The following is a 21,240-nucleotide window of genomic DNA, read 5'->3' as shown; positions in this document are numbered from 1 at the left end:
TGAGAACAATGAAAGCATCACTATATCTTATTATTTCAGCATTGATGTGGGGATTAAACTTCCATCTACTAAAATTCATTCTCTTAAGTGTTCATTTTATGGAAGCGGGGTTTTGGCGTTATTTATTTGGGGTTATTGCACTGGCGGTGTATTTGAAACATTCATTTCCCAAATGGAATACATTTAAAAAACACATTACCGGAATTTTGATTGTGGGTGTTTTAGGTTTGTTCTGTTTTAACCTATTATTATTTGTGGGTTTGATATATACATCTTCAATCAACGCCTCTTTAATTATTAGCCTTAATCCTATTGTAACCTTAATTTTAGGTTATTTTACCTTTGGAACAAGGATAAGTTACAAACAAATTGCTGGAGCCATTATTAGTTTAATAGGAGTTTTATATCTACTGACCAAGGGAAATTTATTGAACTTAGACCAGTTGGTATTTATAAAAGGAGACATCTTAATTTTATTAGCCATGGTACTCTCTTCGTTTTATCATATATGGGTGAAAAAATATTCGGTCAATATTTCCAATCAACATTTTACTTTTTTTACTAATTTGATTTGTTTGATATCATTTACGCTAATTACTCCTTTTTTTATTGAAGTCCATTCTGTAAATTATGGGGTCCAATTTTGGATTGTAATGATATTGTTTGGGGTTTTTGGAACAGCTATCACTTATTTTTTATGGAACAAAGGACTCAGTATTATTGGTGCGAGTAAAGCAGGTCTTTATATGAATATTGTACCATTATCTACAGCAATAATCACTGTTTTATTAGGAAAAGAGTTGACTCAATTTCATATCATCTCAGGATTACTAATCTTTATAGGATTGATCGTTTCTCAAATGGAAACAAGGAAGGTGGTACATAATAATTAAGATAACATGTCAACAAATAAATTAATAGAGCACATATCAAAATTCATTCAATTGGATGAAGAAGAAGTCAACGCAATTTCCACCCAAATCCATGTAAGGAAGTACAAAACGGGAGATATATTGCTCAGAGATGGGGATATTTCTACGGTTTCCTATTTTAATTTAGAAGGGTGTGTGAGATTATATCATTTGGTTGATGGGGAAGAAAAAACGGCCTTTTTCTATACTGAAAATGGTTTTATTTCTTCCATTCGAAGTTTTACAACAGGGACTCCTTCCAATCATTATTTAGTTCCAGGAATGCTTTGTGATGTTGCTTGTTTGAAATTTCATGCTCTTATTTTTCCAAAACTAACGCTTGAACAATCGGTAGTACTTGGAGCTTGGATCTTATGGGCATACGTTATTGTACTACTTATTGGAGTATTAAAAAGCAGATAAAAGGGAAAAGTACAAAGCTTGAATACTACATCTAACCAATTTTGCACAAATCACGCATAGATAAATTTTCTTTTTGAGATATCAATCTTAATTGTTGGTAGAGTTATTTTCTTATTTATAAAACATTAATAGTTATATATTCTGATTATAATGTGAATTACAATTAAAAATATCTTTTATTTCCATCTTTGCAAGACGAAAAAACTATTGAACAAGATCAGTGAATCCTGTTCAAGCACTCAAAAATAAGCGAAAGAAAAGATATGGAAAACACTCACAATTCCCTCAAAAATGACTTTGATTATAGATTGAAAAGTATCTATTTCAATGAAAACTATGTCCCGTCTAACGGAACGCGTACAACCACCAACTTTGCCAACTTGGCAAGAGGAAAAAGTCGCCAAGAGAATTTGCGTAATACGATGAATATGATCAATAATCGTTTTAATATTTTGGCGAGCTGGGATAACCCTAATAATGACCGCTATTCGGTGGAATTGGAAATTGTATCAGTGGATATTGATGTTGATAAAACGGGTGCTTCATTCCCAGCGATCGAGATTTTAAAAACACATATTATCGATCATCAAACAGGCAAACGTACTGAGGGGATTGTGGGCAATAATTTATCATCCTACGTTCGTGATTATGATTTTAGCGTATTGCTTTCAGAGTACAACAAGGGCAAAGACAAAGTGAGTATTCCGGATGATTTTGGTGAATTGCATGGCAATATTTTTAAGCATTTTGTCAACTCTGAAACTTACAAAAAACACTTTATCAAACGACCTGTAATCTGTTTGAGTGTTTCCAACAATAAGATCTATCATCGTACAGGAAATCATCATCCTATATTAGGTCATGAATACAAGGTCAACGAATCTTCTTTAACGGAACAGTACTTTAGAAAAATGGGATTGCAAGTGCGTTATTTTATGCCTCTTAACAGCGTTGCACCGTTGGCCTTTTATTTCTTCGGCGATTTATTATCAGATTATACAAACCTAGAGCTGATCAGCACTGTTAGTACAATGGAGACATTCCAAAAGATTTACAGACCAGAAATCTATAATGCCAATTCTTTAGCAGGAACCTGCTATAAGCCGAGTCTGAAAAATCAAGACTATTCTCTTACAAAAATTGTCTACGACCGAGAAGAACGTACGCAATTAGGAATTGAACAAGGAAAATATGCAGAAAAGCATTTTATGAAGCCTTACAAAAACGTCTTAGAACAGTGGTCAGCTAATTTCTCTCTTTAATTTATTCAACATTTAGATATTATTTCATGAAACAGTTATTACCAACTTCAATAGTAGGAAGTTTACCTAAACCTACCTGGCTTGCAACACCCGAAAAACTCTGGTCACCTTGGAAATTAGAAGGCAATCAGTTATTGGAAGGAAAAAGAGATGCACTGCGAGTGTCTTTGCATGAACAGCATTTGGCAGGGGTAGATATTATTTGTGATGGTGAGCAAACACGCCAACATTTTGTCACGACTTTTATTGAAAATTTAAGTGGTGTAGATTTTGAAAATCGTAAAGTGGTGAAAATTAGAGACCGTTATGATGCTAGTGTTCCTGTGGTGATAGGTGAAGTGGCTCGTCAAAAATCTGTTTTTGTAGAGGATGCTAAGTTTCTTCGAAAACAAACAGATAAACCAATAAAGTGGGCATTACCTGGACCCATGACTATGGTAGATACGTTGTACGATGATCATTACAAAAGCAGAGAAAAACTGGCGTGGGAATTTGCAAAAGCACTCAATGAAGAGGCAAGAGAACTCCAAGATGCTGGGGTGGATATTATACAGTTTGATGAACCTGCATTTAATGTTTTCTTTGAAGAAGTCAACGATTGGGGGATAGCAACTTTAGAAAGGGCAATTGAAGGCCTGAAGTGTGAAACGGCAGTGCATATTTGCTATGGCTACGGCATAAAAGCCAATAATGATTGGAAGAAGTCACTGGGTTCAGAGTGGCGTCAATACGAAGAAATCCTTCCTAAAATTCAGCAATCAAACATCGATGCGGTATCGTTGGAATGTCATGGCTCTCGTGTTCCTTTTAATTTAATTGAATTAGTAAGAGGTAAAAAAGTGATGGTTGGAGCAATTGATGTGGCTACCAACACCATCGAAACTCCTGAAGAAGTAGCGGACACTTTACGTCAAGCACTTGAGTTTGTAGATGCCGAAAATCTATATCCTTGTACCAACTGTGGTATGGCTCCATTGTCTCGAGATGTGGCAATTGGGAAGATGGAAGCTTTAAGTGCAGGAGCTGAAATTATTCGAAAAGAGTTGGCGGTTTAGTGCCATACTAAATTTCAAAAATTGTTACTTTGTTTTTTAAAGCTCATTTTAAGAACTTTATTACCTCAAACGAAGATTTATAGACTAACAAACAAAACAAAATATCATTTTTCTTATGGATATATATTATCTCTACTATCTTATTGCTGGTGCTTTCTCTGGCTTATTGGCAGGCCTGTTTGGTATTGGTGGCGGAATAGTCATTGTGCCCATCTTAATCTACATTTTTACAGCACAAGGCATACCTGAAGTTGCCCTTACACATATTTGTATTGGTACATCTCTAGCTACTATTATAGTGACTTCTATAAGTTCGCTTCGTGCACACCATAGCAAAAAAGCTGTCAATTGGAATGTGTGGAAACGCATGGCTCCAGGCTTGATAATTGGCTCATTGATAGGAGCAGGCATTGCCTCTATGATTCATGGAAAACCACTTCAAGCTATTATAGGTATATGGGTGTTTTTAGTAGGATTGAAAATGTTATTTATGAAAAACAAAATGGTAGAAGAAAATGACTTCAGCAAGCTTCCATCTCCTGTCGGGCAGACGTTCATAGGAGGACTGATTGGAATGATCTCTGCTATTTTCGGTGTAGGAGGAGGTACTTTAACCGTCCCATTTTTAAGTAATTATGGATTGAAAATCCAGAATGCAGTGGGTACTTCGGCGGCCTGTGGTTTACCTATTGCCGTAGCAGGTGTTATTGGGTTTCTTGTCTTCGGGCAATTTATTGATGCCAATGTAAAAGAGGCGTTACCCAATGGTGTATTGGGCTTTGTACACATTTATGCATTTATCAGTTTAAGTGTAGCGAGTTTTTTTACGGCCCGTATCGGAGCCAAACTTGCTCATAAATTACCCGCGACCACTTTGAAAAAAGCATTTGCAGTTTTGTTGCTTGTTGGAGGAATAAAGCTTGTATTGAATTCTGATGTCTTTTTTGTATAAATAGCGTACACCATGACTAAAGTCTTGATAAGGTCACAAAACCTATTAATAAGATGAAAAACCACTATGTTTTAAGTGTTAAGCGCTAGCGTCAATTGGAACTGATCTTCAGCAAAGTCTCCCTACTTCAAATATAAATGCAACATTTTCATTTATTTCGAAGTTGGGAGACTTCTTCAATATGTTGTCACAAGTGGTGCTTACCAGCTTACATTTGCGATATAAAAAGTAATTATTTTATGTTATTCGAAAATCAATTAACTTTAGATACTTATTACAGCAAACTATAAGACGAATAGATTTCATAAGTTTTGATTAGAGATTTATTGTGTACTGTAAGGCTTGTAATAAAAATGTAATGATTGAAACTCCACATTACACTGATTCAATTTTCATCGTAAATAAACTAAATAATGAGACAACTATTCGTATTACTGTTTCTACTAAATGGATTTCAAATTTTTGCTCAAGAAAGCAATGACCATATTAAACTGTTTGTAAGTTCCAGAGTTGATACCACCTCCAAAGATGTTAGAGCAATTATACAGCTCTATGAAAACTATTATAAGTCAAAGCCTGACTCTATTTATAACAACCCTTATTGGAATAAAAAAGAAAAAGAACTTTATCATGATTTCGACTTTTCAAGAGTGAGCATTTTTCAAGGAGGAATGGATGCTACTTATTTGTTTCGAGCTTTTTCACCTTTCGTCATGTCAGTAGAACCTTTGGGAGAAAAATACCAAATAAGAGTCTTATTCGCTTCAAATACCACTAATCCTAAATATATTGGTTCCAAGGTATGGTGTATTCAAAAACTAAACGCAATTAAGGAAAATGATCAATGGGTTTTGGAAAACTTAATCGTTGAAATATCAAAAAAATGGTCATCTAAGAAAAGTGGAGTTGTTGAATACGTCTATCCTCCCAATCATTCTTTTGATAAGAAGGCAGCTGATAATGCAAAAGAATTTTGTGCTGATATAATAAAGCGGTTCAATCCAGACTACAATAGTACATTTAAATATTATGTGACCAAGAGTATAGACGATATGGGATTACTTGAAAATTTTGACTTTTATTTTGTTGGCATAACAACCGGAAAGGCTCGTGAAGGTATGATTTTAACTGCTAAAGGAAATGAATATCACCCTCATGAATTTGTGCATAAATTACTGCCTGAGAACCCAAACCGTGGTTATATTATAGAAGAAGGTTTGGCCGTATACTTAGGGACAAGGGAAAATAAAACTGAATACGTGGACCTGATGAATAAATTAGCGACTAATCTCAAAACTAGTCCAAAGAAAATCAATTTTAAATCTATAATCTCTCAGGAGGTAAAATACAATGGATACCCAACTGCCTATCCTGCTGGTGCTGGTATTTGTGAACTTATATATAATTTAAAGGGTGATGATGGATTAATACAATTAATGAAATCGGATACAAAAGATTTCGAAGGTATTATTAAATCTGTTTGCTCGATTATAAAATTAACGGAATCTGAAGTTGAAGTGGAGTGGAATAAAACACTAGAGAAATATTTTAGTAAGTCAGGTAAGATCGAAGAAATGCAAAACTAAATTTTCAATGGGGTTAAATGCAGTGGAATTTTTCAATAATTATGCTAATAATGACAAAATGGCAGTTTTTCTTTCATGGAATACTATTTGACTGCCGATCTGAATATGAAAGAATATATAATAATCATTGTTAGCATATCATTGCTCTTCTTTATTGTTCAGAAAGGAATAAAAGCTAAAAGAAAACCGAAGTCTAAGCTTTCAATTTATGATCACCCAAGTAATTTCAAGAAACCTCCAATTGAGATGGTGATGAAATCTAATTTTGAAAGTGAAAATGACTTTGAATCCATTGAATATAATAAAGCACAAGATGGTAAGTAAGTAATTTGGAGCAGACCATTCAATCATCTAGAAAGTGCTTCAAAAAAGAAAGGTTTAAAGTGGTATAATCGATGCTATTTAATCATAATATAGCAACTGACAATAGTTTTTATTTTAAACTACAATCTATAATTTAGAGTATCATTGAAAAAACATTTGTTGAGTAAAATTTAAAGCAAGCAAAAGAAATGATAGAGCATTTACCTTCTTTGATTAATCTGACTTTTATTGGTATCTGTATTTTAACGATTGGTCTATTTTATTTTTCAAATGGAAGACCCAAAAAGATAACAATTCTAATTATTACTTGGTCTGTTTTTCAATCAATAGTGGCATATACCGGTTTTTATCAAACTACAGATTCAATTCCACCAAGATTTGGATTAGTGCTTCTACCTGCTACGCTGTTGATGATTTATGGGTTACTACCAAAGCAACAGCTATGGTTTATTGAGAATAGAAATACGAAAACTAGTACCTTCTTACATTCAGTGAGGTTTCCCATTGAAATAGTTCTATTTGCTTTATATATGCATAAAATGATCCCTGAGTTAATGACATTTGAAGGTAGAAACTATGACATACTAATTGGTATTACATCGCCAATTGTAGGACTTTTGTATTTGAATCAGAAGGTAAGTCGACAAGCATTAATTGGTTGGAATATTGTAGGATTAGCACTTGTACTTTTTATTCTTTTCAATGGCATTTTATCATCTGAATTACCATTTCAACAATTTGGATTTGAGCAGCCCAACCGTGCAATAAATTATTTCCCATTTGTTCTTTTACCAGCAACGATAGTTCCTATTGTAATTTGGACTCATCTATCGGATATCATTAAACTAAGAAAAGAATCACATGAAGAGGTGAATTAATTATGCTGTAAACTAAGTTTTCGTTATTTATAGTGTTTAGAAATCAGGAGATTTCTGATGATTTAAAGGACACGAATGACACTCACGTTTAACATTCGCGCCATTGAGCTTTCTACCATTTTAGTTTGGTAGTACTTCCCCTGGCATTGAAGGGAAAAGCGTTAAGAATTTCATGAATTGAGCCGTTAAAAATGATTTTTTTGTTTGAGCAAAGCGAGTTTAAAATCATTTAGGCGAGAGGAATGAAATTTAGCTTTTGACTTCTAAGCCTAGATTTTTTGCTTCGTTTTTCATCAATGAAAAAATGAAGAAGAAGGAATCTTGAAAGTAGAGCCTATAAATATTTGTAGAAAGGTTGATTGAAATTTAACGAAAACTTAGTTTACAACGTATTGATTCTATAGATTTAACATAAAATAATGCTAAAAGAAACTTTAAATAGTATTGTACCTTTTGATGCTGCAACGCTCGAACAGCTTATCAAATTATTTACAATAGTACAATTGAAAAAGGGAGACAAGTTTGCTGTAAAAGGAGAATATTCAAAAAATATCGCTTTTATAGAATCAGGGATTTTAAGAGCCTATTATAGCAATGAAAAAGCAGAGGAATACAACAAAACATTTTTTACTGAAAACAGCTTTGTTGGGGCCTATTCTTCATTAATTACTCAGAAAAAGAATCTCATCGATATAGATTGCTTAACGGATTGTAAATTACTTGTTGCAACTTACCAAGAGGTCACAAATCTTTACGACCAATATCCTAAAGTTGAAAGAATGGCTCGCATATTAGCAGAACATTTCTTTGTCAGAAAGGAAAAAAGAGAGATAGAGCTTGTTACACTTGAAGCGAAAGACCGCTATAAAATCTTCCAAGAGGAGCACCCTCATCTTGAACAAGTGATTCCACAATATCATATTGCCTCTTATCTTGGGGTGAGTGCCACTCAGCTAAGTAGAATTCGAGCACAAAAGTAAACCCAAATCTTATTATTCACCTTTACCTAGATTTAAGTATCAAATACTGTCAAATTGTCATCATTTGAATTCCTTTACATATGTAAATGGAATCCTTCTTTAAAGTATGGACCTTTGTTAAAGGAAAAATCATCGATTATTTCCTTCACGTGGAGCATAAATAATTATAAAAAGAAGACGTAAAAAAAACATCGTTTTCTCTAATTCCTTGATCTATTACATTCAATTAAAAAACTCCTTTAAAATGATACATATCACAAAGGTCATCATATTATTTATATCTCTTATTATTTCTATTCCTACAATGGCACAACATGGAAAAGTACTTTTCGTGATGAGCGAAGCAGACACGCTTTTATTGAAAAATGGAAAGAAGAAACGCCAAACAGGTATATTTCTCAATGAATTTTATCAGGCATATAAAGCCATTGTTGATAAGGGTTATTCAGTAGATTTTGCCACACCTACAGGTAAAAAAGCAACAATTGATCAAGAAAGTTTAGCAGATGATTATTGGAAAGAAGATATTCAGATGAAACAAGAAGCAATTGACTTTTGGAGTAATAATCAAGAATTTTCGAATCCCATGACGCTTGATAAAGCGATTGAAAAGGAAAAAGAATACATTGGCTTAGTCATACCAGGTGGTCAAGGACTTATGGTGGATTTGATTTATGACAAAAACACTCCTTTACTTTTAAAATCTTTCGCTAAGAATCAAAAGGTCATTGGTTTGATTTGCCACGCACCAAGTTTTATCACGACTATTCAAAAAGAAGAAAATCCTTTTATTGGCTATAAAGTAAATTCGGTTACGGGTTTTGAAGAATTTTACATTGAAAAATTCATTATGAAAGGTAAACCTCAGAAACGAAAAATTGCGAAGCAACTCCATAAACTAGGACTGGAATATAAAAAAGGAGGACCAGGGAAAAGTTATGCGGTAAGGGATCGAAACTTAATCACAAGTCAAAATCCATATTCAGGAACTCAGTTTAATGAACTTTATTTAAAAGCATTGGAGGAGGTGAATTAATAACATAAAATAACCCAACTTACTGTACACAGATCAATAAAACTCGCTCATCGAATAAGCTAGTGTCATTACCTCTTGGAAGACAGAATTATATTTAAATTAATGTAGTTCTGATCTTTCATTTAGTCCTCATCAAACATAATTGATAATACAACTAATGAGTTGTTATGACTGTCTTATTAAAAACTACACTTTGGCCAAACCTCAATTCACACTTATAATACAACAATTATGAAATTCAAAAAGAAATACTTTCTATTACTTCATTTATGCTTTATGTTTTCTCTAGCACAAGCACAATACGAAATCAAACCTGTAAAAGGCTATTCAACACAAATCGGGATCATGGTCGATATGCTGGAAGATTTAAAAGGGAGAATCACTGAAATGACATCTGATTTAGATCAAGCTGAAACGGATTATATGTTTGATGACAAAGCGAACTCAATTGGTGCTCTAATTATGCATTTGGCTGCCACTGAGGCCTATTATCAGGTTGAGACACTAGAAGGGCGTGCTTGGAGTGAAAAAGACGAAAAGTTTTGGGCTGTAGCCAGTAGTTTAGGTGATCATAGTCGAAAAGAACTACAAGGGAAACCCATCAAATATTACCTTGATCTATGGGATCAAGTGAGACAAAAAACGCTTGAAGGACTTAAAAAGAAAGATGATGCATGGTTTGCAGAAAATGTAGATGAAGGGATCAATAATCATTGGGTGTGGTTTCATGTGATGGAACATTCCGCAAATCATATGGGACAAATTGCGTTAGTGAAGAATAGGCTTCCTAAGAAGTAAATTTCATATCTTTTCGTAGTGTAGATCAAGAGTCTGCACTACGTTTTTTCAGCTAAAAATAATATTGAAAGACAATATTTCTATCAATCTATTTTTTGTTAATCCTAAATCAATTAATTTAAGGTCTATCTTACAGCAAACTAAAACAACAAAGCAAACTTCATAGCTATTTTAATGTTGAGCTTGATGTATTAGGTAAGAGTTTTTTATTAATCAATAAATGTGATGGTGTCGTTTACATTCTTATCAGTCGGTAAATGCCATTTAATTTATTTGATATTGTAGAGTATTGAAAAAAATCAAATGAATGAAATAAAAACAAATTGGTCTAAAGAAACTCCACCATATGGAGCTTTTGATGATTATGTTAATATTGAATCAATTGATAGAAAAGAAAGAATTTTAATTCGTCTAGATAAATTTGAATATTTGATCTCCAAACTATTTGAAAATTGGAGAAAACAAAAATCAAAATATATCCAAATACTTAAGGAATGGAATGAATGTTCAGGTTTTAATGACATTGATGAAAAACCTTCTATAATCATGGATAATCGTGATACTATCAATGCTCTTAAATTAATCGAAGGAGTTGACGAAATGAAATTTGCTACATTAACTAAAAAAGACTTGGATATTTTAATTGATTTTTTGGTCAGAAATGAGAAAGATAAACTAAAAATTTGGAAAGAATAATATATGGCTATTTCAAAAAAAGGACTTAGAAGTATTATTGTAAATCGACAGCAATTTTATTGGAAATTCAATGGGAAAGTTATTGTGAGTTCGTATGAATTTAGAAATAGTCTTTTGATAGTTGATTTCGGATGGTATGATGTATGGTTATATGTGAATGACAAGGAAAATAGACCTCCAGATTTTGAACCTAAAAGCGTTACTCCTAAGTTTGTTAGTGATTCAATAATATACGCTTTGACTCAAGGGTGGGATTATGGAAAAATGGAAATTGAATTTAGAAACGGAGATTATAAAATACTCTATAACACTATGTAAAATTACAATAAAACGTATTTTACATTAGACACTGACAAACACATACTTAATGATACAAGACTACATCCATCTCACATATAAAATTCCTTTTTTTATTTCTTTGTTATGATGCATTTGTCAATCTGAAAATATCACTTTAAAGTATTTGATTTGAGTTAATTAATACTCAAGTTAAATTAACCTAAGAAGTAGGTGATGGAACTAGCTATTATTGTAAATGATCAAGGGAGTATTACATTGTTTGTATTACTCCCCTTGATCAATAAGATGATAAATATATAAAATTATAATTTCACAGCTTTTTCAACAAGCACGTCATAAGTATATCCAGCTCCAAAATCTTTATTAAGGATGACGTTACCTTTTATAGTGACTACCTCACCAACAGAAAAATTATCGTCGGCTGTCACTGTGATATCATATTGTCCATTGCCAGTAGTTCCATCTTGGAGGTGCACAAAATTGACGTTCATCACACCATTATTTACCTTCACCACTTGACCTTTGATGATTACTTCTTTATTGGAGTAATTATTCATATTGCTGAAAAGTTCACCAATTCGGATACCGTTAGGTGCTTTTTCAATATCTTTTACTTCTGGACTTCCTTGAGGGGTACTTTTTCTCACCACTTTTTCCTCTTTTTTCACTTGATCACGAACTCCTTCAGCAAAAATGACACTTTCGAAAGTCCTGTTTAGTGTTTTACTTTCGAAATTTTGCATTTCCATTCCTCCATCGTAATAGTAAGTGGCACCGATTTCAATAGGTCTTCCTGGTACTGCCATCCAATATTCTTTCCCTTTTTCAGTGACTTTTATGTATATATATCCACCTGAGGCTATTTTCTCATTGACTACAATCTTATGTGTATTTGCATCCAGTACCTCATCAGTTCCCGTTGTCGCTTCTGAAGAAGGTTTATTTACTGATGATTTTTCTTGACCTGAATTATCACAGCTTGCTAAGAAACAAGATGCTGATAAAAACAATGCGTGGATAATTTTCATGCTCTTATAAATTTTGATTTCAGGTAAAAATAATCAAATCATCTTATGTTCATGAATTGGCGTACATTTATTATCTTTCATTTGATATTTTATGATTAACCGTCTATCAAAACCCCCGCGTTATTACGTTGATACCGTTGCTTAATTCCTTCAACTAAAAAGTACTATAAAAAGAGAAGCCCATGAATTCGAATCATGGGCTTCTGATTGGTGTTGTGAGTAGTAAAGTTTATTTCTTAATAAACTTCCCAACTGCTTTACTTCCATTCCCTTCAATTTGGTAGATGTATAAACCTTTTCTAAGTGTTGAAACATCGACGCTATCTTGTCCTTTTAACGGTTTGCTCAATACGAGAGCACCGGTAGGAGTGTAGACATTAAAGGTCATATACTCACTGGTATTCCCTTTTAGGAATAAGGTGTTTTGGACAGGGTTGGGGTATGCCAAAATTCCATTATTTTCTAAATCACCAATATTTAATGGAGGTTCAGGATCAGTGGTTCCTCCGGAAACAACGAGGTAAACAAAATCAGAATAACGGTCATCTTCAGAAGTAGCCCATATTTTTACAGCACCATTTTTAAGACCTGTTACCAGACCGTCTTCAGAAACTGTAGCGACAGTGTTGTTGGCTGATTTGTAAAGTACTTTACCTTCAAGTTCAGTGGTTTCAGCATTCAATTGTAAAGTCTCATTGGCTTTGATTGCAGCAGTACCAGGCGTTAAGATAATTTTTCTAGCTTGTTCGCCTTCATTAATGATTCCTTTGTAAAAACCACTACCCATAATTGCACACCAAAGTACTGAAGGGTCATTTACATCAAATTCAATCTGTTTGATATGTCCCGGTTGACCGATATTATGATTACTTTTAACCCATGTTTTACCTGCATCAAAACTTACGTAAACACCTGGGTTTGCTGTAACAACACCCTGAGTGATGACTAAAATATTACGATCAAAAGGAGAGACGTCAAACTGTTCGATATATTGAGATTCAAATATTTTTGTCCATGTTACACCATAATCATCAGAGTAAAATACACCACCACTTTTTACATTCGCTTCTCTACGTCCCGCTGTTACATATAATCGTCCAGTATGATCAAATGTAACACTATTAATGCCTTCAATGTTATCGGCTACTTTAATAACTTTCCATGTATTACCTCGATCAGAAGTATGGAATAAACCGCCGTTTTTACGAATTTCTTGGTTCCATGGTGATGCTGCAAAGATAGAAGCGTGTGTACTGTCTCTTGGATCAAATTCAATATCTTGAATCCACATTTTAGTTGGCATTCCGCTGTTGCTTGGATCAAAGCTTTTTCCAGCGTTAGTTGATTTATGAAAACCACCTTCTTTGTCTTTATCAGGTCCGTCAGTACCACTTCCTCCACCAGAACCAGCAACTTGTGTCACGCCAAAGTACATATTATCAGGGTTGATGGGATCAATCAAAATACTGTTGGTCCACATCCATTCCTCAGCTGCAGTTGCTTTTCCCCAATCTTCAAAAGTATTTCCACCGTCAGTTGATTTATAGATTCTATCAAGGTGTTTTTGACGCATGGAAGTTGTATATACAGTATTGACATCCCAAGGGTGTGTAGAAATAGAGAATACACTTTCTTGTGTTTCGTTGATGTATTCAACGGCCTGCTTTCCGTTTTCACCATCATTGGTACTTCGCCACAAGTGATGTTCACCTGACCCAAGATACAGAATACCTTCTCCCAAACGTTTATCTTGAAACAAGCATTGACCAGGAAGGTTACTATCTCCTGTACCCATAATGTTTCCATTGGCAGTATACGTTTCATTGACTTGTGTGAATGTCTCACCTTTGTCCGTACTCACAAATGTATTATGAGCATAGATCAGCATAATGTCTCCTCGTGAATTAACGGTACAATAACGTAATGAACGAAGTGGGTAATTTTGCCCCCATTGTTGATTGGAAATTTGATGACCTTCTTCCATATTATCATTGAATGGATTGTTTCGCTCTTGCCAGTATTCTTTATCATTTTCCCATGCAGGACCGAAGTCACGGGCAATACTAATCCATGATTGACCACCATTTATTGTTTTCCATAAACGTCCTGGAATAATTGATTTTTGAATTTGTGCATCATAAAAACCAACAAGTAAACCATTCTCTTCACTTGGGTCTACATTTAATGAATTGAAGTATTGTAAAGCTTCAGTAGGCAATATTGGATATTTGCTTCTTGCTTCGGCTTCAGTGATCTCAAACCATTTTGCCAAATATTGGTAATAATTATTGGAAACACCACCTGTCAATCGGTTGATATCTAAACCTAAATTACCATTAATATTTACCCAAGTTTCACCATTATCTTCCGATTTAAAAATACCACCATCAGATCTTGTAGATTGACCGTTTGCATGATAACGAACTTGATCAGCAACATATAATACAAATCGACCATTCGTCGAGTTATAATAATAATCCATATCCATGATGGTATTATTGTCTAACTTTCCTTCACCAATATTTGTCCATGAAGCACCACCATCTGTTGATTTGAATAAGCCATACTGAGAACCTGCAAAAATCATATTGCTGTTGGTAGGATGAACTATGATACGAGAGAATTGAGCTTTCTCATCAATGCCTTGCGTTAGTTCCGTCCATGAATTACCCGCATCGGTAGTTTTCCAAATTTTACCTTGATACTTTATGTTGTCATAAATATTTTCTCTACCTCTTGGATTGGCAGCCGTTGGACTAATCACAGTACTCCAAAGTTGCTGTTGACCTCTACAGAAGTTACCTGCCCCAACATACCAAGTATTATCATCGCTAGGATCCATGGCTACTGCTGAAACTTTTCTATACCATGATCTTCCTTCTCTTCCTCCTTGGGATTGATGGGTATACCAAGGGCAATTTTTCATTTCTGTCCAGCTTCTTGCTGTATCTTGACTGAAATACAAGCGTGAAGATTCAATGGCTACCGCGTATTGGGCGGTTTTAGTAGAGTATTGTAAGTCATATAAACGGAAGAAATTTCCTTCACCATCTACGTCTTTGATCGTCGTCCAGCTTTTACCATTGTCTTCTGTTTGATACGTGTTTCCCATATCAGGAGATTCTACACAGAAATCGGGTAACAAGGGGTGATAACGTAGGAAATTAGAAAAACCGGCATTACCAGGCCCAAATTGTGTCCATTCTATTTTTGAACCCGATTTCACTTTTCCACTTTGCACCTGACTCATGTATTCTTCATAAAATGTTTTAGTCGTAAAGCTCCAAACATCACCTTGAGTTACTTGATCAGTATCATCAATTTCATCTACTCGCCAGAAGTAGGTAGTCTCATTCTCTAGTTTTGAGGCTATATAGTTTGTTGTTGTAATTTCAGTGGCTACTTGTTCCAAATTATCAGAAGAAGTACCCAAATATACATTTCTCTTCGTACCCGTAATTCCTTTCAGCCATTGTAGGTTTACATTTTCCGTAGTAATAGCAGTCGCGTTATTAGAAGGAGTAGGGTTGGTTGCTTTTGTTTCAGTAGAAACCTTTACCAATTTCACATCATCAATATTGATATAGGCACCTTCTTTTAAATAAGGGATTCTGATATAAGGTAGAAACGTTGTAAAGCTTTCATCTACTTCGAACTCAATTTGTAAGAGCACAAAATTATCTTTAGCCTCACTTACCAAATTTATATCATGCTGACTACTACTTTGAGAACTCCCTTGCTTGCCACTATGCACATCAATTGAGATTTTCTCTCCAGCACGATCAATATCAGTTTTATAATAAAAACAGAATTCATATTTCCCTGCTTCTAACTCAGGGTAATGTTCTGTTCTAAAAGTAGGAATACCATTTCCATATTCACGGAATACAACCTTAAAAGATCTTGCTCCGCTACGTTTCACTTCGGTATCTAATTCAAAGCCCGTAAATGGCCAACCTCTCCAAAGTGTTTTTCCTCCAAAATTATAATAACTATCAAAAGTACCTGAGGTAGACCCTCCTTCAAAGCTATCATCAGGTAGCATATTTGTTTGTCCTATTGCATAAAAAGACAATAGTGTAAAAAATAGAAATGCGGTAAATTTCATACTTGTTGTGTGTTTTTTATCGTTTACTTTTCATTTCATAGTGTTAAGTATTAAAACAGGGGCTAACGATGAATTGAAAAATGGATTGTTGAGATTTTACTCAGAACAATTTTATGACAATTAAAAAATAAGTTGCCCAAGCTTAGTACTTAAATGATTCACAAACAATCAGTGAATAGTGTAAAATTAGAAGGCTGATAATTATTAATTCGTTTAAACTAATTCTAAAAACGGGGGCAAATTAATTATTAGAATAAATCTATATAGAATTTAAATTTCATTAGTTATACAAATTCTCGTTAGAAGCTCATTTAAATGAGTATTAGAAAAAAAGTAGAGTGGTAAAGACCTACTTTTTTACACCTTTGGTAGTAGGAGTTAATTTTTATTGGACTTAACGGGGGTATATTCATCATATGACCACTATAAGATAGAAGTTTGAAAGTAGCCTCTATAAATACTTGTAGAAAGGTAGATTAAAAGTTGATGATAATTTAGATTACAATGTATTTAATCTTAACTTATAACCTACTAATGTAAAGTGTCAAAATGAATCAAATATAGAATGATGAAAATAGTATTTATGAGTTTAATGTTATCGTTTGCATGTCCTAATTTGGTTAATGCACAAACTGTCATTATAAATCCGGATGGTACACATACTACAGTCGTTAATCATGGGAAAAATTCAGTCATTGTAAACCCTGATGGTACTCACACCTCTGTATTAAAAAACGGTAATAGAACAACCATTGTCAAGCCTGACGGTACACATACTATTTTGATTCAAAATGATAAAAATACTACTATTGTGAATCCGGATGGAACTCATTCTTCGGTGATAAGAAATGATAATTCTACTGTAATAGTAAATCCTGATGGGACACATTCTACCGTTTTACACCATGGAAATACGGCGACTATTATTGATAATAATCAAACTCTAAATGATGTACATTGTGATACAACTTTAGCAACTACTCCCACTACTTCAAAATCAATCAAAAAGAAAAAGAAGAGAAAAAAGAAAAATCAATAACTCTAATTCTGAGCCACAAAATTTCAACAAGAAAACTTAAAATGGGGTAGAAACGTGACAATTAAAGATAATTTAGTTTATAAAGTATTGCGTTTTTTATTCTAAATTTACCACGTACTAAATAGTATAAGCAGTTGTACAATTAAAATCGGAAGTTTTGGATTTTCTTTTTTAGCCTACTCTGCGTTAGAATATCATCACGTAGCTTCGGCTATGCTCTTCTATTCTGCCTTGATTAGACTAAAAAAATAATAATTCAACTTCTACCAATTTCAAATGTGTAACTGCTTAAAGGAACAGCAAGCTTTTACTAGATCAACATTTATTCCTTTTTCAACTGAGGTAAACTATTTGTGATATTAAATCTGACAAGAAAAAAGGTATTGAACGTTTTGCCTAGCTTAGCTTATGTTTATCATCTATTCATTCTATGTATTGTCTACAAAAAACAATGCATTAAATTTTAAATTCGCTAGGTGTATTAAACCATGATAAAGAAAACTAAATTAGCATTGATCAATCTATTGTTATTGATTAGCATTAATTCCTACGCACAGAAAGATTTTAGAGCAGGATTTATCATAACTCATGAGAGTGATACCATCCAAGGTATGGTGGATTACCGCTCAAATACAAAAAACTATGAATCTTGTATTTTTAAAGGAAAAGAAGGTGAAAAGAAATATTATCCCAATCAGATATTAGGTTTTGGTTATCAAAACGATAAACTGTTTTCATCCCAAATCATTGAAGGTACTTTTGTAGAAGTTTTAGTGACAGGTAAAATTAGTTTATATAAGTCTAAGGATCTCTATCATGCCAAAAAAGGGACGGACCTGATTGATCTAAAATCCTCAGTGAAGCAAGTAACTATTGATGGAAAAGTAGGGGTAAAGGAAACTAGTAATTGGAGAGGAAGTTTGACCTACCTTATCAGTGACTGTATTGAAAATCCTTCAAAAATTACATCTAGTATCCAATATTCTGAAAAAAGTCTTACTCGCCTTTTTATACAATACAATTCATGCATGGGTGAAGAATTTACCGAACCTAAAGCCGACCAACCTTGGACAAAATTTGAATATGGAATTTTATTCGGAGTTTCAAAGTCTGAAATCAATTTTAGTGGAGAATACCTTTATACGTATTTGCCTTCTTCTTATAGTTCAGTTGATCCAACGATTGGAATACAGTTAGCCATTTCATCTCCAAGGTTTACAGATAGAATTGCATTTCAAAGTGAACTCCATTTTACAAAATCAAGTTATTCCTCTTTTATTGAAACAACATCTCCTATCAATTATTTTGACACTTATGTTGATATAAATACGCTATCCATTCCGTTATCATTGAAGTATTCTTTTCCTGAAAAAAAATATGGTTTTTACCTCCAAGTGGGGCTAAATGTAGATGTACTCTTAAGCAAACAAGCTCGCTTATTGGAAGAGAGAGTTTATGACGATGCGGTATTTACGTATCCAGAAACTACTGCTTTTGAAATGAAAAGTAATCAGATAGGGTATTGGGGTGGAATCGGAGTTTTAAGGTCTTTTGAAAAATTCAAGGCAGGGTTGACAGTACGTTATACGCAAATGTCAGAGTTAACAGACAGTCCAAATTATACCGCTAGTATTAATCGCCTATCAGTGAACCTAGTTGTTGTCAAAAAATGAAATACTTAATAAAAATTACACTTTTCACTTTACTTTCGATCTTATTGATGAACTGTTATGAGGAAGAGGTGTCAAGTAGAAATTATCCAAGAGTAAAAACACTTCCTGTAGCAAATATTACTTCAAGTGGGGCTACATTTAAAGCTGAAATAATATATAGAGGAGGTTTTGATATCCTTAATTATGGGTTTGTTTGGAGTGAAAACGAAAATTTAACAGTAGAGAACAGTAATCGAGTGATTTATTCGGAAAATATTACTTCTGAACATTTCTCTAAAGTGATGAATAGCTCTTTAGAGAAAGATGTTTTTTATTTTGTGAGAGCTTTTGTTGAAACGAAAGATTTCATTGTTTATGGTGAAGTGGTTGACTTTCTTAGCCTTGGAAGTAATGGTCCCGAATTGATAGCCTTTTCTCCTGAAAGTGGTGATTTGGGAGATACAATTAGTATTGAAGCTCAAAGTTTCGGGAGGTTTGAAAATAATATAGAAGTCAAAATCGATAATCATAAAGCGAAGATATTGGATTTTCAGGAAACAGAACTCTTAGTGGAAGTTCCTCAAGGTTTAAGTACGGAATTTTCAAATATATCAGTATCAAGTTATGGTAATGTTTCAACTTTTGAAAAACAGTTTAAATTGACTAAACCTGTCGTAAATAATCTGTCCACTACTCATTTATCGTTCAATGAAGTTTTTCATATAGAAGGACAGCATTTTACTACAAAACCAAACAAAGTTGTAGCGAAATTTTTAGCTGCAAATGGCGATGTATTCATTTCAGAAATTATAGCAATCACTGAGCACCAAATCACGACTAAAGTTCCTGATAATGTTAATGCTAAAGAGGTTGAAGTTGTAGTTGTGATGAACAATTTTGAAGTTGCAGCTCCTGAAATGATAAATATTAAAGATCCAGTATTTCATTCTCTTTCTAAAGAATCGGGGAAAACATTGGGAAGGTTGACCATAAAAGGGGAGAACTTTAGTCCTATCTCTACGAATAATCACATCGAAATAGATGGTTATACAGCTGAAATTGTCAAGGCATCAAATAACGAAATCATAGTAATAATTCCTGACCCTAATTTGAATCATTATAGCAACAGGAATGTAGAAGTTGCAATACATGTATTGGATACAGAAACACAATCGAAAGGGCAATTTTACATTACGGATAAATGGTTCAGGTTAGAAGATGCTCCTGTCAAGAATACCTATAGACCAGTACTTATTAAAACGGAAGGTAAAGTTTATGTAGGCTTGAATAGCACAAGTGAATTTTGGTCTGTAAATACAACTACGTTAGAGTGGGAACGTCTAGCTGATTTTCCTGGAGAAGACAGAGATGATGGAGCGGGGTTTTATTTGGATGGTGAGATTTATTTTGGAACAGGCGTTGTTAGACCTTCAAATAATGTAAGTGATTTTTGGAAGTATACTATTGCAACTAATTCTTGGACGCAGTTAAATGATTTTATAGGCCCGGAAAGAACTAAGGCTGTAGGTTTTTCAATTGGGTCAAAAGGATATATATCTAGTGGTCATCAAAGTTCACCTGGTATCTATCATCATCCTTATGGTGATTGTTGGGAATATAACCCTTCTACAGATACTTGGATTGAAATTCCAAGTTATGGTGATTTAGGAGAATTGAGTGGTATTGACGGCTATGCTCATGCAGGTGCAGTTGTGATTAATGATGTTGCTTACCTTGGTATGGGATGGAATTATCATGGATGTTGTGGTCCTGATCCCGAAAGAGATTCTTTTCTATTTCAACCCCATCAAGGAAATAAGTGGACAAAATTGCCACAGTTTCCAGAGTCAAGAGAAAGTAGGCCATTAGTTTTTGAATTAAATGGCCAACCTTATTTTTATATCAATGAGAACTTTTACAAGTATCAAGGTTATTGGCAATACGTTGAAACAAACTTTTCAACGAAGCTAAGAAATGGTATTGCTTTCTCCAATCAACAAAAGGGCTATGTAGCTTTAGGTGGAGGGAATGCAATATGGGAATTTGATCCTTCTCAACCAGATTAAAAGTTACATTAAGTGGTAAGGGCTTTATTCCATCATAAGATTAAGAATAAAGCCCTTTTTATTTATACACTGAGCTATCGCTCTTTTAAAATTTTGAATTTTCATTTCTTTGACAGAAAGCCGATCTTTCTCCTATGAAAAGACTT

General features: G+C 33.8%; 18 protein-coding genes. 16 read left to right on the top strand and 2 right to left on the bottom strand.

The window, feature by feature from the left end:
- Positions 1–8: 8 nt before the first annotated feature.
- From IC221_RS26210 to IC221_RS26150, 13 genes are all read left to right on the top strand, one after another.
- Positions 9–893, top strand: coding sequence for a DMT family transporter (locus tag IC221_RS26210; RefSeq protein WP_188171781.1), 885 nt, complete (start codon positions 9–11; stop codon positions 891–893).
- Positions 894–899: 6 nt separating this feature from the next.
- Complete coding sequence (locus tag IC221_RS26205) at positions 900–1,334, top strand: DUF5367 family protein (protein WP_188171780.1); 435 nt, start codon at positions 900–902, stop codon at positions 1,332–1,334.
- Between the two features lie 263 nt (positions 1,335–1,597).
- Positions 1,598–2,596, top strand: a complete 999-nt coding sequence (locus IC221_RS26200; protein WP_188171779.1) for a DUF1852 domain-containing protein — start codon at positions 1,598–1,600, stop codon at positions 2,594–2,596.
- Positions 2,597–2,622: 26 nt separating this feature from the next.
- Complete coding sequence (locus IC221_RS26195; RefSeq protein WP_188171778.1) at positions 2,623–3,651, top strand: methionine synthase; 1,029 nt, start codon at positions 2,623–2,625, stop codon at positions 3,649–3,651.
- 115 nt (positions 3,652–3,766) lie between these two features.
- Entirely contained in the window at positions 3,767–4,603 is an 837-nt protein-coding gene (locus IC221_RS26190; RefSeq protein WP_188171777.1) for a sulfite exporter TauE/SafE family protein, read from the top strand.
- Positions 4,604–5,016: 413 nt separating this feature from the next.
- Positions 5,017–6,189 carry a hypothetical protein gene (locus tag IC221_RS26185; RefSeq protein WP_188171776.1) on the top strand — a complete coding sequence of 391 codons (1,173 nt, stop codon included), beginning with the start codon at positions 5,017–5,019 and terminating at the stop codon, positions 6,187–6,189.
- A 105-nt stretch (positions 6,190–6,294) separates the two neighbouring features.
- Entirely contained in the window at positions 6,295–6,513 is a 219-nt protein-coding gene (locus IC221_RS26180) for a hypothetical protein (protein ID WP_188171775.1), read from the top strand.
- A 188-nt stretch (positions 6,514–6,701) separates the two neighbouring features.
- Positions 6,702–7,391, top strand: a complete 690-nt coding sequence (locus tag IC221_RS26175) for a hypothetical protein (protein WP_188171774.1) — start codon at positions 6,702–6,704, stop codon at positions 7,389–7,391.
- A 419-nt stretch (positions 7,392–7,810) separates the two neighbouring features.
- Positions 7,811–8,371: a Crp/Fnr family transcriptional regulator gene (locus IC221_RS26170; RefSeq protein WP_188171773.1), complete on the top strand. Its 561-nt coding sequence runs from the start codon at positions 7,811–7,813 to the stop codon at positions 8,369–8,371.
- Positions 8,372–8,615: 244 nt separating this feature from the next.
- Positions 8,616–9,407, top strand: a complete 792-nt coding sequence (locus IC221_RS26165) for a DJ-1/PfpI family protein (protein ID WP_223241503.1) — start codon at positions 8,616–8,618, stop codon at positions 9,405–9,407.
- Between the two features lie 231 nt (positions 9,408–9,638).
- The gene (locus tag IC221_RS26160) at positions 9,639–10,205 is read left to right on the top strand and encodes a DinB family protein (protein ID WP_188171772.1); all 567 of its coding nucleotides are present in this window, start codon (positions 9,639–9,641) and stop codon (positions 10,203–10,205) included.
- Positions 10,206–10,508: 303 nt separating this feature from the next.
- Positions 10,509–10,901 (top strand): hypothetical protein, encoded by a 393-nt coding sequence (locus tag IC221_RS26155; RefSeq protein ID WP_188171771.1) that lies wholly within the window; start codon positions 10,509–10,511, stop codon positions 10,899–10,901.
- 3 nt (positions 10,902–10,904) lie between these two features.
- Positions 10,905–11,219 carry a hypothetical protein gene (locus tag IC221_RS26150; protein WP_188171770.1) on the top strand — a complete coding sequence of 105 codons (315 nt, stop codon included), beginning with the start codon at positions 10,905–10,907 and terminating at the stop codon, positions 11,217–11,219.
- A gap of 284 nt (positions 11,220–11,503) precedes the next feature.
- Here IC221_RS26150 and IC221_RS26145 read toward each other — a convergent pair whose 3' ends face one another.
- Both IC221_RS26145 and IC221_RS26140 read right to left on the bottom strand, forming a co-directional pair.
- On the bottom strand, positions 11,504–12,229 hold the full coding sequence (locus tag IC221_RS26145; protein ID WP_188171769.1) for a DNA-binding protein: 726 nt from the start codon (positions 12,227–12,229) through the stop codon (positions 11,504–11,506).
- Between the two features lie 229 nt (positions 12,230–12,458).
- Positions 12,459–16,337 (bottom strand): T9SS type A sorting domain-containing protein, encoded by a 3,879-nt coding sequence (locus tag IC221_RS26140; protein ID WP_188171768.1) that lies wholly within the window; start codon positions 16,335–16,337, stop codon positions 12,459–12,461.
- Positions 16,338–16,902: 565 nt separating this feature from the next.
- Here IC221_RS26140 and IC221_RS26135 point away from each other — a divergent pair.
- From IC221_RS26135 to IC221_RS26125, 3 genes are all read left to right on the top strand, one after another.
- On the top strand, positions 16,903–17,376 hold the full coding sequence (locus IC221_RS26135) for a hypothetical protein (protein ID WP_188171767.1): 474 nt from the start codon (positions 16,903–16,905) through the stop codon (positions 17,374–17,376).
- A 488-nt stretch (positions 17,377–17,864) separates the two neighbouring features.
- Positions 17,865–19,049 carry an outer membrane beta-barrel protein gene (locus IC221_RS26130; protein ID WP_188171766.1) on the top strand — a complete coding sequence of 395 codons (1,185 nt, stop codon included), beginning with the start codon at positions 17,865–17,867 and terminating at the stop codon, positions 19,047–19,049.
- Positions 19,046–21,094, top strand: a complete 2,049-nt coding sequence (locus IC221_RS26125) for an IPT/TIG domain-containing protein (RefSeq protein ID WP_188171765.1) — start codon at positions 19,046–19,048, stop codon at positions 21,092–21,094. Before IC221_RS26130 ends, IC221_RS26125 begins: the two co-directional genes overlap by 4 nt.
- Positions 21,095–21,240: the final 146 nt, after the last annotated feature.

This window comes from Flammeovirga sp. EKP202, from assembly GCF_014534745.1.
GTDB lineage: Bacteria > Bacteroidota > Bacteroidia > Cytophagales > Flammeovirgaceae > Flammeovirga.
This window is presented reverse-complemented; position numbering and strand designations above follow the sequence as displayed.

Coding starts and splice junctions, on each gene's coding strand:
- IC221_RS26210 (WP_188171781.1), top strand. CDS start 9: ATGAAAGCATCACTATATCTTATTATTTCAGCATTGATGTGGGGATTA.
- IC221_RS26205 (WP_188171780.1), top strand. CDS start 900: ATGTCAACAAATAAATTAATAGAGCACATATCAAAATTCATTCAATTG.
- IC221_RS26200 (WP_188171779.1), top strand. CDS start 1,598: ATGGAAAACACTCACAATTCCCTCAAAAATGACTTTGATTATAGATTG.
- IC221_RS26195 (WP_188171778.1), top strand. CDS start 2,623: ATGAAACAGTTATTACCAACTTCAATAGTAGGAAGTTTACCTAAACCT.
- IC221_RS26190 (WP_188171777.1), top strand. CDS start 3,767: ATGGATATATATTATCTCTACTATCTTATTGCTGGTGCTTTCTCTGGC.
- IC221_RS26185 (WP_188171776.1), top strand. CDS start 5,017: ATGAGACAACTATTCGTATTACTGTTTCTACTAAATGGATTTCAAATT.
- IC221_RS26180 (WP_188171775.1), top strand. CDS start 6,295: ATGAAAGAATATATAATAATCATTGTTAGCATATCATTGCTCTTCTTT.
- IC221_RS26175 (WP_188171774.1), top strand. CDS start 6,702: ATGATAGAGCATTTACCTTCTTTGATTAATCTGACTTTTATTGGTATC.
- IC221_RS26170 (WP_188171773.1), top strand. CDS start 7,811: ATGCTAAAAGAAACTTTAAATAGTATTGTACCTTTTGATGCTGCAACG.
- IC221_RS26165 (WP_223241503.1), top strand. CDS start 8,616: ATGATACATATCACAAAGGTCATCATATTATTTATATCTCTTATTATT.
- IC221_RS26160 (WP_188171772.1), top strand. CDS start 9,639: ATGAAATTCAAAAAGAAATACTTTCTATTACTTCATTTATGCTTTATG.
- IC221_RS26155 (WP_188171771.1), top strand. CDS start 10,509: ATGAATGAAATAAAAACAAATTGGTCTAAAGAAACTCCACCATATGGA.
- IC221_RS26150 (WP_188171770.1), top strand. CDS start 10,905: ATGGCTATTTCAAAAAAAGGACTTAGAAGTATTATTGTAAATCGACAG.
- IC221_RS26145 (WP_188171769.1), bottom strand. CDS start 12,229: ATGAAAATTATCCACGCATTGTTTTTATCAGCATCTTGTTTCTTAGCA.
- IC221_RS26140 (WP_188171768.1), bottom strand. CDS start 16,337: ATGAAATTTACCGCATTTCTATTTTTTACACTATTGTCTTTTTATGCA.
- IC221_RS26135 (WP_188171767.1), top strand. CDS start 16,903: ATGATGAAAATAGTATTTATGAGTTTAATGTTATCGTTTGCATGTCCT.
- IC221_RS26130 (WP_188171766.1), top strand. CDS start 17,865: ATGATAAAGAAAACTAAATTAGCATTGATCAATCTATTGTTATTGATT.
- IC221_RS26125 (WP_188171765.1), top strand. CDS start 19,046: ATGAAATACTTAATAAAAATTACACTTTTCACTTTACTTTCGATCTTA.